The organism is Methyloversatilis sp. MC4-4, from assembly GCF_049843555.1.
Classification (GTDB): Bacteria; Pseudomonadota; Gammaproteobacteria; order Burkholderiales; family Rhodocyclaceae; genus Methyloversatilis; species Methyloversatilis discipulorum_B.
The window spans coordinates 1,259,530-1,275,179 of the sequence record NZ_JBBHZK010000001.1 but is presented as its reverse complement, the minus strand read 5'-3'; the positions used below and the strand labels follow the sequence as shown (position 1 = coordinate 1,275,179).

The 15,650-nt window shown below is 67.4% G+C and carries 16 protein-coding genes; 12 read left to right on the top strand and 4 right to left on the bottom strand.

What is annotated here, in order from left to right; all coding sequences use genetic code 11:
- Positions 1-316: 316 nt before the first annotated feature.
- From WDZ97_RS05825 to WDZ97_RS05810, 4 genes are all read right to left on the bottom strand, one after another.
- Positions 317-1,432 (bottom strand): sigma-54 interaction domain-containing protein, encoded by a 1,116-nt coding sequence (locus WDZ97_RS05825; protein ID WP_425762099.1) that lies wholly within the window; start codon positions 1,430-1,432, stop codon positions 317-319.
- Positions 1,433-1,452: 20 nt separating this feature from the next.
- Positions 1,453-2,457 carry a sulfate ABC transporter substrate-binding protein gene (locus WDZ97_RS05820; protein ID WP_425762098.1) on the bottom strand — a complete coding sequence of 335 codons (1,005 nt, stop codon included), beginning with the start codon at positions 2,455-2,457 and terminating at the stop codon, positions 1,453-1,455.
- 79 nt (positions 2,458-2,536) lie between these two features.
- Positions 2,537-3,343: an EAL domain-containing protein gene (locus tag WDZ97_RS05815; protein ID WP_425762097.1), complete on the bottom strand. Its 807-nt coding sequence runs from the start codon at positions 3,341-3,343 to the stop codon at positions 2,537-2,539.
- A 34-nt stretch (positions 3,344-3,377) separates the two neighbouring features.
- Positions 3,378-3,527 (bottom strand): hypothetical protein, encoded by a 150-nt coding sequence (locus WDZ97_RS05810; RefSeq protein ID WP_425762096.1) that lies wholly within the window; start codon positions 3,525-3,527, stop codon positions 3,378-3,380.
- Positions 3,528-3,830: 303 nt separating this feature from the next.
- Here WDZ97_RS05810 and WDZ97_RS05805 point away from each other — a divergent pair, with 303 nt between their 5' ends.
- From WDZ97_RS05805 to WDZ97_RS05750, 12 genes are all read left to right on the top strand, one after another.
- Entirely contained in the window at positions 3,831-4,325 is a 495-nt protein-coding gene (locus tag WDZ97_RS05805; protein WP_425762095.1) for a rhodanese-like domain-containing protein, read from the top strand.
- Between the two features lie 55 nt (positions 4,326-4,380).
- Positions 4,381-5,346, top strand: a complete 966-nt coding sequence (epsC, locus tag WDZ97_RS05800; RefSeq protein WP_019918397.1) for a serine O-acetyltransferase EpsC — start codon at positions 4,381-4,383, stop codon at positions 5,344-5,346.
- A complete protein-coding gene (locus tag WDZ97_RS05795) occupies positions 5,343-5,636 on the top strand; it encodes a helix-turn-helix domain-containing protein (protein ID WP_425762094.1) in 294 nt (97 codons plus the stop codon). Before epsC ends, WDZ97_RS05795 begins: the two co-directional genes overlap by 4 nt.
- Before the next feature lie 115 nt (positions 5,637-5,751).
- The gene (locus tag WDZ97_RS05790) at positions 5,752-6,681 is read left to right on the top strand and encodes a family 2A encapsulin nanocompartment shell protein (RefSeq protein ID WP_019918395.1); all 930 of its coding nucleotides are present in this window, start codon (positions 5,752-5,754) and stop codon (positions 6,679-6,681) included.
- Between the two features lies 1 nt (position 6,682).
- A complete protein-coding gene (locus tag WDZ97_RS05785) occupies positions 6,683-8,584 on the top strand; it encodes a family 2A encapsulin nanocompartment cargo protein cysteine desulfurase (protein ID WP_425762093.1) in 1,902 nt (633 codons plus the stop codon).
- A 153-nt stretch (positions 8,585-8,737) separates the two neighbouring features.
- Positions 8,738-9,088: a thioredoxin family protein gene (locus WDZ97_RS05780; protein ID WP_425762092.1), complete on the top strand. Its 351-nt coding sequence runs from the start codon at positions 8,738-8,740 to the stop codon at positions 9,086-9,088.
- A gap of 158 nt (positions 9,089-9,246) precedes the next feature.
- Positions 9,247-9,807 (top strand): carboxymuconolactone decarboxylase family protein, encoded by a 561-nt coding sequence (locus WDZ97_RS05775; protein WP_425762091.1) that lies wholly within the window; start codon positions 9,247-9,249, stop codon positions 9,805-9,807.
- A complete protein-coding gene (locus WDZ97_RS05770) occupies positions 9,804-10,901 on the top strand; it encodes an acyl-CoA dehydrogenase family protein (RefSeq protein WP_425762090.1) in 1,098 nt (365 codons plus the stop codon). Before WDZ97_RS05775 ends, WDZ97_RS05770 begins: the two co-directional genes overlap by 4 nt.
- On the top strand, positions 10,898-11,713 hold the full coding sequence (locus WDZ97_RS05765; protein WP_425762089.1) for an ABC transporter ATP-binding protein: 816 nt from the start codon (positions 10,898-10,900) through the stop codon (positions 11,711-11,713). Before WDZ97_RS05770 ends, WDZ97_RS05765 begins: the two co-directional genes overlap by 4 nt.
- 28 nt (positions 11,714-11,741) lie before the next feature.
- On the top strand, positions 11,742-12,974 hold the full coding sequence (locus tag WDZ97_RS05760) for an ABC transporter substrate-binding protein (RefSeq protein WP_425762088.1): 1,233 nt from the start codon (positions 11,742-11,744) through the stop codon (positions 12,972-12,974).
- Positions 12,974-13,720, top strand: a complete 747-nt coding sequence (locus tag WDZ97_RS05755) for an ABC transporter permease (protein ID WP_425762087.1) — start codon at positions 12,974-12,976, stop codon at positions 13,718-13,720. Before WDZ97_RS05760 ends, WDZ97_RS05755 begins: the two co-directional genes overlap by 1 nt.
- 118 nt (positions 13,721-13,838) lie before the next feature.
- Positions 13,839-15,617, top strand: coding sequence for an ABC transporter ATP-binding protein (locus WDZ97_RS05750; RefSeq protein WP_425762086.1), 1,779 nt, complete (start codon positions 13,839-13,841; stop codon positions 15,615-15,617).
- The last annotated feature ends 33 nt before the right edge of the window (positions 15,618-15,650 follow it).

Here is a 15,650-nt window from a genome sequence, read left to right as displayed (position 1 = left end):
TGCAGTGGCCGAAGATGCGGCCCTGACTGTTGAATAGCAGGAGCCGTGCCACACCATCGCGATGACGTTTTCGTGACGGATTTGCGTATTTGCGCTGATGGGCGTGATGAAGTACCGCCCGGGCTGTGCAATTGCGCCCAGTGGTGCGGGTGGCGCTGCGGCGATTGCCACAGTCGGGGTGCCGCCGGCTGCGGTCGACTGGGCGCAATGCCAATGCGGAAGTCATTCCGTACTGAACGGGACTCATGCGGAGTTGACGTGCAGATGCCCACACCGGACGGGCCGGTGCGGGCACTGCTGCGGGACGAGGTGGGCCTCAGGCGACGCCGCGGACTGCTGTACGGGTACGCGCGACGTCGAGCAGGCCGTGCCGCTTGAGCTGGGTGCGCAGCACGTAGCGCGACACCGACAGTGCCTCCGCCGTATGGACCTGGTTGTGCCGGCAGGCTTCGAATGCAGTGCTTACCAGCAGCTTTTCGAGGGTGTCATGCAGCTCGGGTACGTGCAGCTCGACCAGGCGCCGCAGGTCACCCGCGATGCGTTCGAGAAGCTGCGCCGGTGTTTCGGCCGACGATGTCGGAGATGGCTGCGCGGTGGGCGCGAGCGAGGCGTTGGCGAGGCGCAGGTCGTCGATGTCGACACGGCCGTCGCGGCTGACGATGAGCGCGTAGTGGACGACGTTTTCCAGCTCACGGATGTTGCCCGGCCAGTCATGCGCGACCAGCGCCTCGCGGGCGCGCGGTGTGAAACTGACGTCGGCAATGTCGAGCCGGCGCGCGTATTGCGCGGCGAAATAGTCGATCAGCGGCGGGATGTCACCGCGCCGTTCGCGCAGCGGCGGCAGCTTGATCGGCGCCACATTGAGGCGGTAGTAGAGATCGGCGCGGAAGCGGCCGGCGTTTACCGCCCGCCACAGGTCCACGTTGGTGGCAGCGATCAGCCGCACATCCACCGGTATCGCGCTGCGCGAACCCAGGCGCACCACCTGTCGCTCCTGCAGTACGCGCAGCAGCTTCACCTGCAGCGCCGCCGGCATGTCACCGATCTCGTCGAGGAACAGGGTGCCGCCGTTGGCCGCCTCGAACCATCCGGCGCGCGCGTGCGAGGCACCGGTATAGGCACCTGCTTCGTGGCCGAACAGCTCGGCGTCGATCAGTGCTTCGCTCAGCGCGCCGCAGTTGACGGCGACGAAGGGACCGGCGCGACCGCTGACCGCGTGAATGTGTCGTGCCACCAGTTCCTTGCCGGTGCCGGTCTCGCCGATGATCATCGCCGTCACTTCGCGTGCCGCGATCAGCTCGATGTCGGACAGCAGCGCGGTCGACGCCGGGTCCTCGAACACCAGCGCGGTGGCACGTATGGACAGCGCCATCTCTTCCGGTCGAGCGAAGGTGAGGCGCTTTCCGTTCTGCAGTGCGGCGTTCTGGCTCATCGGGCGGGGCGTGGTCGGATTCAGCGGCGGGTGACGATCTGGTCGTAGATGCCGCCGTCGGCGAAGTGCGTCTTCTGCACCGCATCCCAGCCGCCCAGCTTCGCCTCGACCGTGAATGTGTTCACCGGCGGGAACTGCTTGGCGTACTTCTTCAGCGCCGCCTCGCTGCGCGGGCGGAAGTGGTGACGGGCAATGATGTCCTGGCCTTCGGCCGAGTACAGGTACTGCAGATAGGCCTCCGCCTGCCTGCGGGTGGCACGTTTGTCGACCACCTTGTCGACCACGGCCACCGGGGCGGCCGCCTCGATTGACAGCGACGGATAGACGATGTCGAACTGGTCGCCGCCGAGTTCCTTGTCCAGCAGCACCGCCTCGTTCTCGAAGGTGACCAGAACGTCGCCGATGCCGCGCTGGGTGAAGGTGGTGGTGGCGCCGCGGCCACCGCCGTCGAGCACCGGCACGTTGGCGAACAGCTTGCTGACGAAGTCCTTCGCCGCCGCCTCGTCGTTCGCCTTGTTCAGTGCATAGCCCCAGGCGGCGAGGTAGGTGTAGCGGCCGTTGCCCGAGGTTTTCGGGTTGGGCACGATCACCTGCAGACCGGCGCGGGTGAGGTCAGACCAGTCCTTGATCGCCTTCGGATTGCCCTTGCGCACCAGGAAAACGGTGGTGGTCGTGTAGGGCGTGGCGTCGTTCGGCAGGCGCTTGCGCCAGTCGGCCGACACCAGGCTGTTCTTCACCAGGATGTCGATGTCCGGCGACTGGTTCATCGTCACCACGTCGGCTTCCAGCCCGCCGATCACGGCGCCGGCCTGCTTGCTCGATCCGCCGTGCGACTGATTCAGCGTCAGCGTCTCGCCCGACTGGGTCTTCCAGTGCGCGGCGAAGGCCGGGTTGATGTCCTTGTACAGCTCGCGCGACACGTCGTAGCTCACGTTGAGCAGCGTGGTCTGCGCCCGCACCGGCAGTGCAGCGGTGACCAGTGCGAGCAGGGCGGCGGAAATCAGGGTTGTGCGGCGGTTGTGCATGATGGCTCCGGTGGAATCGAAGACACGCAGCCTAGGCAGTCGGGCAGGGCGCGTGAACCAACAAGAAACGATGTGCTTATCAGTGATTCGGGAATGCCGCGGCCGGCGCGGGATGACCGAGCGCATAACCCTGGCCGAGGTGAACCCCGGCCGCGCGCACCCGGGCGAGCGCGGCCTCGCTGCCGATGCGGCGGACGATGAGCTCGATGCCGTGACGGGCGCAGGTCTTCGCGTGCTTCGGAAGATCGCGCAGCGTGTCGTCGCGGCCGGCGTCGAGCTTGACGAAATCTGGCCGGACGTGGCGCAGCAGTTCGTCCAGCTGCCCTGCGTTCAACAGATTCACGCCGATGCGATAGCCGTTGTAGCGGTAGTTCAGCATCACGTAGGCCAGCATGGCGAAGTCGCTGGTCATGGCGTCAGGTGATTCGATGACCACCTTGCGGCGCTCGATCTTCAGCGCCGACAGCACACGTCCGAAGGCGCTGCCGTGGTCTTCGCCGACCGCCAGCATCAGGCGGCCGTGGACGTTCAGAAAGAGGCTCCCGGTGTCGCCAGGGCGACCGAAGTAGTTCAGCACATGAAGCGTCCGGCACAGGCGGTCGAGCTCTATCAGTGCGTCGTCCTCCGCCGCGTTGGCGAACAGGTTCCACGGCGACAGATCGCCGCCGGTGGCGTCGAAGGAGCGGACGAAGGCCTCGTGACCGGCCAGCGCGCCATCGTCCAGCCGACGCAGCGGCTGGAACACGGAGGACAGGCTGCCGCGCATGAAGCGGCCGGCCACGCGACCATCGGGCGTCGCCCACAGTGGGTGATCGCCGTCGGCGATGCGCGGCAGCGCGCAAAGGTAGCGCTCGAGCGCCGACCAGGTGGTGTCGACGGTGTTCATGGTGTCTCCGGAAAGGGCAAGCGGTGCGCGAGCGTCATTCGACCAGCAGCCAGGTGCGGTAGAGCAGGGCAATGCCCAAGGCGAGGATCACGGCCGCCAGGAGTTTGTCGCCGAGCGGGAGTGGTTCGGGGGCGTCGGGGCGTTTTTCGGGCCGGCGCAGCCGGCGGCGTCCAAGGAAGTTCATGGCCACAAATCTATGCGGCCGAAGCCAGCGGTCAAACCAATTAATCCTGCTGAGCTTATGCACGTGGGCGGTCTGACTGAGCACGGACCGACCGCCACCACATGGCGTGGTCGATGCGCTAGCTGATTTTGCGCAAAGCATTTCGTGCATTCGTTCTGAAATTCAATTGGTTTGAGTGCGCCTGTGCGACCGATAGATTGGCGTCACCGGGAGCGATGCCATTGCGTCCGCCCCGCTCCGGCCGATGCAGGAGCCGCCCGCGAGGCGGCGTATCGCCGGTGTCGCCACGCCGAGGAGGAAGTCATGACTGCTGCAACTGCGGACGCCCTTGCGTCCTCACCCCGTGCGGCGGTGCTTCAAGCACCACCGCTTTCGATTGCCCGCGAGCGAGCCGAGCACGACGCGCTGCTGTACGCCGGTGGCATCACGCCGGACCAGGCCTGGGCACTGGTTTCGGCGGGCGACGCCGTACTGGTGGACGTGCGGACCGCAGAGGAGCGCAAGTTCGTTGGTCACGTGCCCGGCAGCATCCATGTCGCCTGGGCGACGGGCACGTCGATGACGCGCAATCCGCGCTTCGTCAAGGAACTGGAAGCCAAGGTTGGCAAGGACGCCGTCATCCTGCTGCTGTGTCGCAGTGGCAAGCGTTCGGCCGCCGCTGCGGAGGCTGCGGCGAAAGCCGGCTTCCGTCACGTGTTCAACGTGCTCGAAGGCTTCGAAGGCGAGTTGAACGCCGAGAGCCAGCGTCGCAACAGTGGCGGCTGGGTGGTCAGCGGCCTGCCCTGGCAACAGGACTGACGCATTGCGGTCGCTGTCGCGGCTGCGCTTTCAGAACCCGTATCGGAGATCCCGAATGACACTCAAGAAGGGCGGCCTCACGAGGGCGACCGATTCCGAAGGGTCGTGGCAGCTCGATCGCATCGTGTCCGAGCTGCACGACATCCGCACCCGCTGGCGTGGCGCGCAGCAGCGCACGACGGAGTGCGGCGCGCGCGAATTCCCGTCGCGCGAGGCCTTGCGCGACATCGCCGAGGCGCTGTGCGGCGCGCTGTTCCCGATGCGGCTCGGCCCGTCCGATCTGCATCAGGAGAGCGAGGACTTCTACATCGGCTACACGCTGGACGCCGCGCTCAACGCCCTGCTGCACCAGGTGCGGCTGGAACTGCGCTACGACGCGCGCCGCGCGGCATCGCCGCAGGCTGACGTCGACCTGCTGGCGCGAGCCATCGTCGCCGAATTCGCACTGTCGCTGCCCGGCCTGCGTGCGCTGCTCGACACCGACGTGCTGGCGGCCTACCAGGGCGACCCGGCTGCGCGCAGCGTGGACGAGGTGCTGCTGTGCTACCCGGGCGTACTCGCCGTCATTCATCACCGCATTGCGCACAAGCTGTACGCGCTGGGCGTGCCGCTGGTCGCACGCATCATTTCCGAGGCGGCGCACTCGAGCACTGGCATCGACATCCACCCGGGAGCGCAGATTGGCGCCGGCTTCTTCATCGATCACGGCACCGGTGTCGTGATCGGCGAAACCGCGGTAATCGGCGAGCGCGTGCGGCTCTACCAGGCGGTCACGCTGGGCGCCAAGCGCTTCCCGGCAGACGAGGCTGGCACGTTGCAGAAAGGGCTGCCGCGTCATCCGGTGGTCGAGGACGACGTGGTCATCTACGCCGGTGCGACCATCCTTGGCCGCGTCACGATAGGACGCGGTTCCACCATAGGCGGCAATGTGTGGCTCACGCGCAGCGTGCCGCCCGGCAGTCAGGTCACGCAGGCCAATTTGCAGAACGTGCCGGTCGCGGCGGAACTGGTCGAGCCATGACAGCCTGGCACGGAAGGCCGACGCCACCGCTGGCCGAGGCGCTGACGCGCCGCTTCGGCCGTGCGGTGCGGCGGACGCGCGAATTGCGCGGCTGGTCGCAGGAGGTACTGGCTGAGCGCGCCGAACTCAATCGCTCCTACCTCGGCGAGGTCGAGCGCGGCAGCGCGATGCCCTCGCTCGCCACGGTGGTCAAGCTCGCGCTGGCGCTCGAATTGCCGGCCGGCGATTTGCTCGACGGCTGCGAACGCATGGACGAGCTGCCAGCTGCCGTGCAGCACACGATCGCCTGAACGGACGGACGACGAACCGATTGGTGGCTATAGCCGGTTGAATGCCGCATAGAAGAAATAGATATTTGCTTAGCAGTTTTTCGCATAAACAACCTCCCCTTGCTAGGAGCCTTTCATGGCCGACACACCCGAACAGCTGGCGCTTGGCGACAACGCCGCCCGCCAGCTTGCCAACGCCACCAAGACCGTCCCGCAGCTATCGACCATCACGCCGCGTTGGCTGGTTCATCTGCTGCAGTGGCTGCCGGTCGAGGCGGGCATCTACCGCGTGAACCGTGTGAAGAACCCGCAGGACGTGCGTGTCGCGTGCTCGCAGCGCGACGAAGCGGAACTGCCGCAGATCTTCGTCGACTACGACGAACAGCCGCGCGAGTACTTCCTGAATGCGGTCACCACCGTGCTCGACGTGCACACCCGCGTGTCCGACCTCTACAGCAGCCCGCACGACCAGATCAAGGAGCAGCTGCGTCTGACCATCGAAACGATCAAGGAGCGGCAGGAAAGCGAACTGATCAACAACCCCGAATACGGCCTGCTGGCGAACGTACACGACGACCAGCGCATTTCGACGCTGACCGGCGCGCCGACCCCGGACGATCTGGACGACCTGATCGGCAAGGTGTGGAAGGAGCCCGGCTTCTTCCTGACCCATCCGCTGGCGATCGCCGCTTTCGGCCGCGAATGCACCCGCCGCGGTGTGCCGCCGCCCACCGTGAGCCTGTTCGGTTCGCAGTTCCTGACCTGGCGCGGCCTGCCGCTGATTCCGTCGGACAAGGTGCCGGTCGAGGACGGCAAGACCAAGATCATCCTGCTGCGCACCGGCGAGAAGCGTCAGGGCGTGGTCGGCCTGTTCCAGCCGGGTCTGGCCGGTGAACAGAGCCCGGGCCTGTCGGTCCGTTTCATGGGCATCAACCGCAACGCGATCGCGTCCTACCTGATCTCGCTGTATTGCTCTCTTGCCGTGCTGACCGAAGACGCGCTGGCTGTGCTCGATGACGTGGAGATCGGCAAGTACCATGAGTATCCCGACACCTACAAGCAGTAACGTGAGCGGTCTGAGCTCTCCGCTGCCGCCCGGCGCGCCCGACGAGTCGGTGCTGTCGCGCCTGGCCAGCGAGCTGTTCGCTGCGCTGCCCGGGCAGACGCCGCCTTCGTTCGATGCACCGCTGGCGGTTGCGCCGGCGCCGACACCGCAATCGCCGGTGCCGCCGGTCCCGGCCAGCGCGCCGTCGAGCACGGCTGCGGCGGCCGCGCCGGTCGCACCGCAGCATGGTCTGTCGCTGGGCGCCTCGTCGCCCAAGCTGGTACCGCACGCGACCGCGCAGAATCATGTGCCCGACGTGGCAGCCGACGCCTACCCGGTCGGCTCGCCGCGCGCGGGCGTTGCACAGGGCGTGCCCGAGGCCTACGCGGCAGCGCTCCCGCCGCTCGGTGGCGCGTCCGCCTTCCCGCAGCCGGGCGGTGCTTCGGCACCCTCGTCGCCGTACTATTTCCTCGGCGAATCGAGTGCGCTGCAGTCGGCGCCTGCACAGGTCGATGACCGCGTCAGTGCCCGTTCCTTCGGCCTGCCCGGCGACGACGCGCTGCGCGGGCTGCTGGCCGAGCCGTCACGCGAGGTGCAGCCGGCCGCGCCGTCGGCGCCGGCCTACTACTTCGTCTACAGCCAGGTGGCGCCCACGGTCGGTCACGCCGGGCGGGTGCCGAATGCCGACGCCGGCCGTCATCCGCCTTTCGATGTCAATGCGGTACGGCGGGACTTTCCGATACTCGCCGAGCGGGTGAATGGCAGGCCGCTGGTGTGGTTCGACAACGCCGCGACAACGCAGAAGCCACAGGCGGTGATCGACCGGCTGTCGTACTTCTACGCGCACGAGAACTCGAACATCCACCGCGCGGCGCACGAACTGGCCGCCCGGGCGACGGATGCCTACGAGGCGGCGCGGCAGAAGGTGGCGCGCTTCATCGGCGCAGGTTCGGTCGAGGAAATCATCTTCGTGCGCGGCGCGACCGAGGCGATCAATCTGGTGGCCAAGAGCTGGGGTGCGAAGAACATCGGCGCCGGCGACGAAATCATCGTGTCGCACCTGGAACACCACGCCAACATCGTGCCCTGGCAGCAGCTGGCGGCTGAGAAGGGCGCGAAGATCCGCGTGATCCCGGTCGACGACAGTGGTCAGGTACTGCTCGAGGAATACAAGCGCCTGTTGAACGAGCGTACCAAGCTGGTCGCGGTGACCCAGGTGTCGAATGCGCTGGGCACCGTCGTGCCGGTGCAGGAGATCGTCGAGCTGGCGCATCGTGCCGGTGCGAAGACGCTGGTGGATGGCGCGCAGTCGGTGTCGCACATGCGGGTGAACGTGCGTGCGCTGGACACCGACTTCTTCGTGTTCTCCGGCCACAAGATCTTCGGCCCCACCGGCATCGGCGTGGTGTACGGCAAGCGCGACGTGCTGGAAGACATGCCGCCCTGGCAGGGCGGCGGCAACATGATCCAGGACGTCACTTTCGAGCGCACCGTATTCCATCCGCCGCCGGCGCGTTTCGAGGCCGGTACCGGCAACATCGCCGACGCGGTGGGGCTGGGTGCGGCGCTGGATTATGTCGATCGCGTCGGCATCGAGAACATCGCGCGCTACGAGCATGACCTGCTGGTCTATGCCACGCACGCGATCCGCGACATACCGGGCGTGCGGCTGATCGGCACCGCGGCCGACAAGGCGAGCGTGCTGTCCTTCGTGCTGAAGGGCTACACCACCGACGAAGTCGGCCAGGCGCTGAACGAGGAAGGCATCGCCGTGCGAACCGGTCACCATTGCGCGCAGCCCATCCTGCGTCGCTTCGGCCTGGAAACCACGGTGCGTCCCTCGCTGGCCTTCTACAACACCTGCGAGGAAGTCGACCGCTTCGCCACCGTTGTCCGGCGGCTGGCGGGGCAACGCAGGCGGTGAACCCCGGCGAATCGAACGCACCGGACGGTGGGTGCGTGAGTTCACGCACCCACCCCAGTCAGACGGGTTATCGTCCCATGCATGCAGGTGCTTCCGGATCCCGGCTCGAGCGTCGTATCGTGCGCGTTTCCGTCCTGACGACCGGATGTAGCGATGAGCCTCACCGTTCTCTGTTTGTGCGCCGAGTGGTGCGGCACCTGCCGCGACTTTCAAGCGTCCTTTGACGAAGTAAGCGCGAGGCGTGCCGCCGACAACTGCCGGTGGGTGGATATCGAGGTGCATGACGAGTTGCTTGCCCGTCTGGATATCGAGATCGAGAGCCTGCCAACCCTGATCATCGTTGACGAAGACAGTGAGGTCCGCTTTGCCGGGCCGATCGCGCCCTTCCTCGACGTCGCGATGCGCCTGTGTCGGACCGCAGACGAGGGCGTTCTTCGTGCCGACCCGGGCGACGTACTTGTGTCACGGGCGCCTGCTCTTGTCTCGGCGCTTACGGACGGCTGACCTTCCGTTCTCGATGCTCGGCATGCATCGAGAAGTCTTCTTGCCCGTCGATTGCTGTTCCCGATGATGCAAAGCTTTGCAGATTAAGTTGGTTGGTGTTGGGCGGTGTGACACTTAGATTCTGCGGATCGCAACAGCCTGCGTTCCGCAGAATCAACATGACCCGCCTCACCCTGCACACTGCCGATACCGCACCCGAAGCAAGCCGTGCCCTCGTCGAGCGCGTGATCGCCAACAACGGCTTCCTGCCCAACCTGATCGCCGCGCTGTCGAACGCGCCGGTCGCGCTCGAAACCTATCTGACGGTCGGCGAGATCAACGGGCGTGCCAGCCTTTCGCTGGCCGAACGCGAGGTGGTGCAGATCACGGCCGCCAGCATTCACGGCTGCGACTTCTGCGTGGCCGGCCACAGCGCCATTGCGCTGAAGAAGGCCGGCTTCGACAAGGCGGCGGTGGTCGCGTTGCAGCACGGGCGTCCGGTCGGCGATGGACGGCTCGATGCGCTGGCCGCGTTTGCGCGAGAGGTCATCGCCACTCGCGGCGCCGTCAGTGACAGCGTGCTGGCGGAGTTCACCGGTGCCGGTTTCCTGCCCGCGCAGGCGCTCGAAGTCATCCTCGGCATCAGCCTGGCGACGCTGTGCAACTTCGCCAACAATCTGGCGCAGAGCCCGGTCAATCCGCAGCTCGAACCCTTCCGTGCCGGTGTGCTGACGGCATGAACACGAACACTCACGAACGGCTGCCGGACGGCCTGCGCGACTGGCTGCAGCAACACGCGCCGGCACTGAACGACGGCACCTCCGACGACGAGGCGCTGCTGCCCGCGCTGGCCGCCGCCGGACTGTTCGCCATCGGTGTGCCGCAGTCGATGGGCGGAACCGGTGGCAGCACCGGCGATGCGGTCGAGGCCATCGCCGCGGTGGCCAAGCATTCGCTGACGGCTGCCTTCGTGTTCTGGGGTCATCGCGCCTTCATCGAATATCTGCTCGCCAGCCCGAACGCGGCGCTGCGCGAACGCCGGCTGCCGGCCTTGCTGGCCGGCAAGCACGCCGGCGCGACTGGCCTGTCTAACGCGATGAAATTCCTGTGCGGCATTGAATCGCTGCAGATCGAGTCCAGCCGCACCGGCGAGGGCTGGCGTCTGGACGGCAAGCTGCCCTGGGTTACCAATCTGCGCAAGTCGGGCTTCGTGTTTGCGGCGGCGGTGTCGTCGCGCGAAGGCGAGCCGCCCTTCATCGTTGCGCTCGACGGTCGCCACGCCGGCGTATCGCGTACGGCCGATCTCGACCTGATCGCGATGCGCGGCAGCAATACCGCGGCGCTGACCATAGACGGTGCGCTGATCGACGCGTCCGACGTGATCGCGCCGGACGCGCGTGACTGGTTGCCGCGCGTGCGCCCTGGCTTTCTCGGCCTGCAGTGCGGCCTGTCCATCGGCCTGGCGCGCGCCGCACTGGCCGCCGCGCAGGCGCGCTGCAACAGCGCCCGCGCAACGCTGCAGGACGAACTCGACGCGGTTGGCGACGCGCTGGCCAAGCAGGTGGTGGCGCTGCTCGATGGACTGGCCGCACAGCGCTTCGTCAGCGACGCGGCGGCGCTATTCCGGCTGCGCATCGCGCTGGCCGATACGGTGCAGCGCGCGGTGCAGCTCGAACTGCAGGCGAGCGGCGGTCGCGCCTACCTGGTCGATCCGCAGTTCGGTTTCGCGCGCCGCCTCCAGGAATCGGCCTTCGTGCCGGTCATCACGCCCAGCGTCACCCAACTGCAGGGCGAATTGCTGAAGCGCGCACAGGCGCAGGCGAGGGCGGCGTGAACGCAGCGGTGCCCAGGGCGCTGCTGCGCCCGGAACCGGCGGCGCTCGCCGCGCCGGTGTCCACGCTGCTGACACGTGATCTGGCCTACGCCTATGACGGTGGCGGGCCGGTGTTCAGCGGCGTGTCGCTCGAGGTCCGGCCGCGCGAGATCGTCTGCCTGCTGGGTGGCAGCGGGTGCGGCAAGTCTTCTTTGCTGCGCGTGCTGGCACGGCTGGAGGCGCCCGCCTTGGGTGACATCCACTTCCTCGGCGAGCCGCTGCGGGCGCCGCATCCGCGCGCCGCACTCGTTTTCCAGCAGCCGGGGCTGCTGCCCTGGCTTGATGCAGCGGGCAATGTCGGTTTCGGTCTCGACTTCGAGCATCAACCTCGACTGGCGCGCAGCGAGCGCGCCGCGCGCGTCGAGCATGCGCTGTCCGCGGTGGGGCTGGCGGGACACGGACATCGCTATCCGGCACAGCTGTCCGGCGGCATGGCGCAGCGCGTGGCCCTTGCCCGCGCGCTGGCGCGCGAGCCGCAGCTGCTGTTTGCCGACGAACCGTTCTCCGCACTCGACGCCATCACGCGTGCCGAAATGCAGGCGCTGCTGGTGGAGCTGGTGCATCGCTGGCACACCGCGGCGCTGCTGGTTACGCACGACATCGACGAAGCCATCCTGGTGGCCGACCGCATCCTGCTGATGGGCGGCACGCCTGGCCGCATCGTCCGCGAATGGACAGTGGATATCGAGCGCCCGCGTGAGGCGCAGCCTGCGGCCGTGACCGCCTTGCGGCTGGACATCCTGAACGCGCTGCAGGTGCTGCGCGCGCATTGAAACCAAGACCATCAGAAGAGGACATGACATGAACAAGGATGGGAAGCTGCATATCTGCGCTTCGTCCGATTGCGGTTGCGGGCTGACGCGCCGCGACATGCTGAAGCTGGGTGCACTGACGTTGGCCGGCGTGGCGGCGCCGCTGCTGCGTGCGGGTGACGCGCGTGCGCAGGCCTTCAAGGGCGACGACCAGCCGGTGAAGATCGGTTACCTGCCGATCACCGATGCGACACCGCTGCTGGTGGCGCACGCGCGCAAGCTGTTCGAGGCGGAAGGCCTGAGGACCGAGTCGCCACGGCTGTTCCGCAGCTGGGCGCAGATCGTCGAGGCCTTCGTTGCCGGGCAGGTGAACGTGATCCACCTGCTGACGCCGGCCGCGCTGTGGGTGCGCTACGGCTCGAAATTCCCGGCGAAGATCGTCGCCTGGAACCATGTGAACGGCTCGGCGCTGACCGTCGATCCGTCGATCTCGACCGTCGCCGATCTGGGCGGCCGCACGGTGGCCGTGCCCTTCTGGTACTCGATCCACAACATCCTGCTGCAGCAGGTGCTGCGCGCGAACGGTCTGACGGCGGTGACCAAGGCCAAGGAGGCGCAGCTGGCCGCGAACGAAGTGAACCTCATCGTGCTGCCGCCTGCCGAAATGGTGTCGGCACTGGCCGGCAAGTCCATCGCCGGCTACATCGTGGCCGACCCCTTCAACGCGTTGGCCGAAACCAAGGGCGTGGGCAAGGTGCTGCGCTTCTCGGGTGACGTGTGGCAGAACCACGCGTGCTGCGTCACCTTCCTGTCCGAACGCGACACCAGCGAGCGGCCGGAGTGGGCGCAGCGCGTTACCAACGCCATCGTGCGTGCCCAGCTGTGGACGCGCAGCAACCAGCTGGATACCGCCAAGCTGCTGTCGGCGGCAGGCGAGGGCAAGTACACACCGCACGCGCTGCCGGTTCTTTCCAAGGTGCTGGCGGCGACCGACTACGCGAGCTACGAAGCGTCGGGCGTGGTGAAGAACAAGGGCTGGTACCAGCGCCGCATCGACTTCCAGCCCTATCCCTTCCCGTCCTACACCGAAGAGCTGGTGCGCGCGGTGAAGCAGACCCGGGTCGAGGGCGACACGAAGTTCCTCGATGCGCTCGATCCGGCCTTCGTCGCGCGCGACCTGGTCGATGACCGCTTCGTGCGCCGGGCCATCGACCTGGTCGGTGGGCCCTCGGTGTTCGGCCTGCCTGCCGACCTGCGGCGCAAGGAAGTCGTGCGGGTGTGATGAGCGCGCGTTTCGTCCTCCCGCTGGCCGGCCTGCTGGGCGCGCTGCTGCTGTGGCTGGCCGGCTCGGCCTGGCTGGCGCATGGCATGCCGATCGCGGCCGATTTCGCGCCGGCGCCGTCGGCCGACGCGCTGTGGCAGCTGCTCGGCAGCGGCGAGCTGTGGCCGCACGTGCTGGTGAGCCTGAAGCGGGTCGCGGTAGGCCTGCTGCTGGCCATTGCCATCGGTGTGCCGCTGGGTGTGCTGACCGGGCTGTCGCGCCGTTTCGCCCAGGGCACGACACCGCTGTTCCAGTTCCTGCGCATGGTGTCGCCGCTGTCCTGGATGCCGCTCGCGGTGATGGTGCTGGGCGTGGGCGACGCGCCGGTGTACTTCCTGCTCGCCTTCGCCGCGGTGTGGCCCATCCTGCTCAATACCGCGTCCGGCGTCGCGCAGCTCGATCCGAACTGGCTGCTGCTGGCACGCAGCCTGTCGGCCACCCGGCGCGAGACGGTGCTGCGCGTGGTGCTGCCCGGCATCACCGCGCACATCCTGACCGGCGTGCGACTGGCGATCGGCATCATCTGGATCGTGCTGGTGCCGGCCGAAATGCTGGGCGTGTCGGCCGGGCTCGGCTATTTCATCCTCGACACACGCGACCGCCTCGCCTACTCGGAGCTGATGGCCGTCATCGTGCTGGTCGGTGCGCTCGGTTACGCGCTCGATCACCTGGCGCGCAGCGCGCACGCCCGCTGGCTGCACCGCTGAGCACACGCGGTGCTGTGCCGTACACCTGCGGCCGCCCGGAGGGGCGGCCGTCTGTCATGATGGCGGCACGCCGCCGGCATCGATGAGCGGCCCGCCCGAAATCTTCCCCGAGCCCGCCATGCATCCGCTTTCCCGCCTGTTCTCGCACGCGCGCAACTACCGCCGCGACGTGCGCATCGCCTCGCTGTATTCCGTCCTCAACAAGTTCTTCGATGTGCTGCCGGAGGTGCTGATCGGCGTCGCGGTCGATGTGGTCGTGAACCAGAAAGCCAGCTTCCTCGCGCGCGTCGGCATCGTCGATCCGAAGGACCAACTGGTGCTGCTGGCGCTGATCACGGTCGTCGTGTGGGTCGGCGAATCGCTGTTCCAGTACCTGTACGACGTGCGCTGGCGCGACCTTGCGCAGAACCTGCAGCACGACCTGCGCATGGAGGCCTACCGCCACGTGCAGAAGCTGGACATGGCCTATTTCGAGCGCAACCGCAGCGGCAATCTGCTGGCGGTGCTGAACGAGGACATCAACCAGATGGAGCGCTTCCTGAATGGCGGCGCCAACGACCTGATCCAGGTGTTCGTCGGTTCGCTGATGGTGGGCGGCGTGTTCTTCGTACTGACGCACGAGCTGGCCTTCCTCGCGCTGGTGCCGGTGCCGCTCATCCTTTACGGCGCCTTCTGGTTCCAGCGCCGGCTCGCACCGCGCTACGGCGCGGTGCGCGAAGCGGCCGGCGCGCTGGCGGCTCGGCTGAACAACAACATCCAGGGCATCGCCACGGTGAAGGCCTACGCCGCCGAGGAGTACGAGGCCGGCCACATCGAACAGGGGTCGGATGACTACCGCGCACGCAACGGCGAGGCGATCCGGCTGTCGGCCGCGATCACGCCGGTCATCCGCATGGCCATCCTGGCTGGCTTCACGGTGACCCTGCTGTATGGTGGCTTCATGGCGCTGAACGGCGACATCGGCGTCGGCAGCTATTCGGTGCTGGTGTACCTGACCCAGCGCCTGCTCTGGCCGCTGACGCGGCTGGCCGACCTGACCGATCTGTATCAGCGCTCGATGTCGTCGATCGAGCGGGTGATGAATCTGCTGCAGACGCCGGTGAACATCGCCTACGAAGGGCGGGCGCTGCCGCGCGCCGAGGTGCGCGGCGAACTGGTTTTTGACGAGGTGTCCTTTGCCTACGACGGAACGACCCGGCCCGCGCTGGATCGCGTCGACCTGCGCATCGATGCCGGCCGCAGTGCCGCCTTCGTCGGCAGCACCGGTGGAGGCAAGAGCACGCTGATCAAGCTGCTGCTGCGCTTCTATGAGCCGCAGCAGGGCAGGGTGCTGCTCGATGGCGTGCCGATCGGTGAACTGAACCTGCAGGACCTGCGCCGCGCCATTGGCTATGTCGCACAGGACACCTTCCTCGCCGACGCCTCGGTCGCACAGAACATCGCCTACGGCATGGCGGACGCCACGCGCGAGGCGGTGATCGAGGCGGCGAAGTCGGCCGAGGCGCACGACTTCATCGTTGCACTTCCGCAGGGTTACGACACGCCGGTCGGCGAGCGCGGCCTGCGTCTGTCGGGCGGCCAGCGGCAGCGGCTGGCGCTGGCGCGCGCGATCCTGAAGGACCCGCCGATACTGGTTCTGGACGAGGCGACTTCGGCGGTGGACAACGAAACCGAGGCAGCCATCCAGCGCTCGCTGGAGCGTCTGGTGGTCGGCCGCACGACGCTCATCGTGGCGCACCGGCTGTCCACGGTGCGCCACGCCGACACCATCCACGTGATCGACGGCGGGCGCATCGCCGAATCCGGCACCCATGACCAGTTGCGTGCGCTCGACGGCATCTACGCCTCGCTGTGGCGGCTGCAGACCGGGGAGCGGCGCGCCTGCGGGCTTCCTTGATCGAGGTCAGATCGCACCGGGCACGGCAGGCAT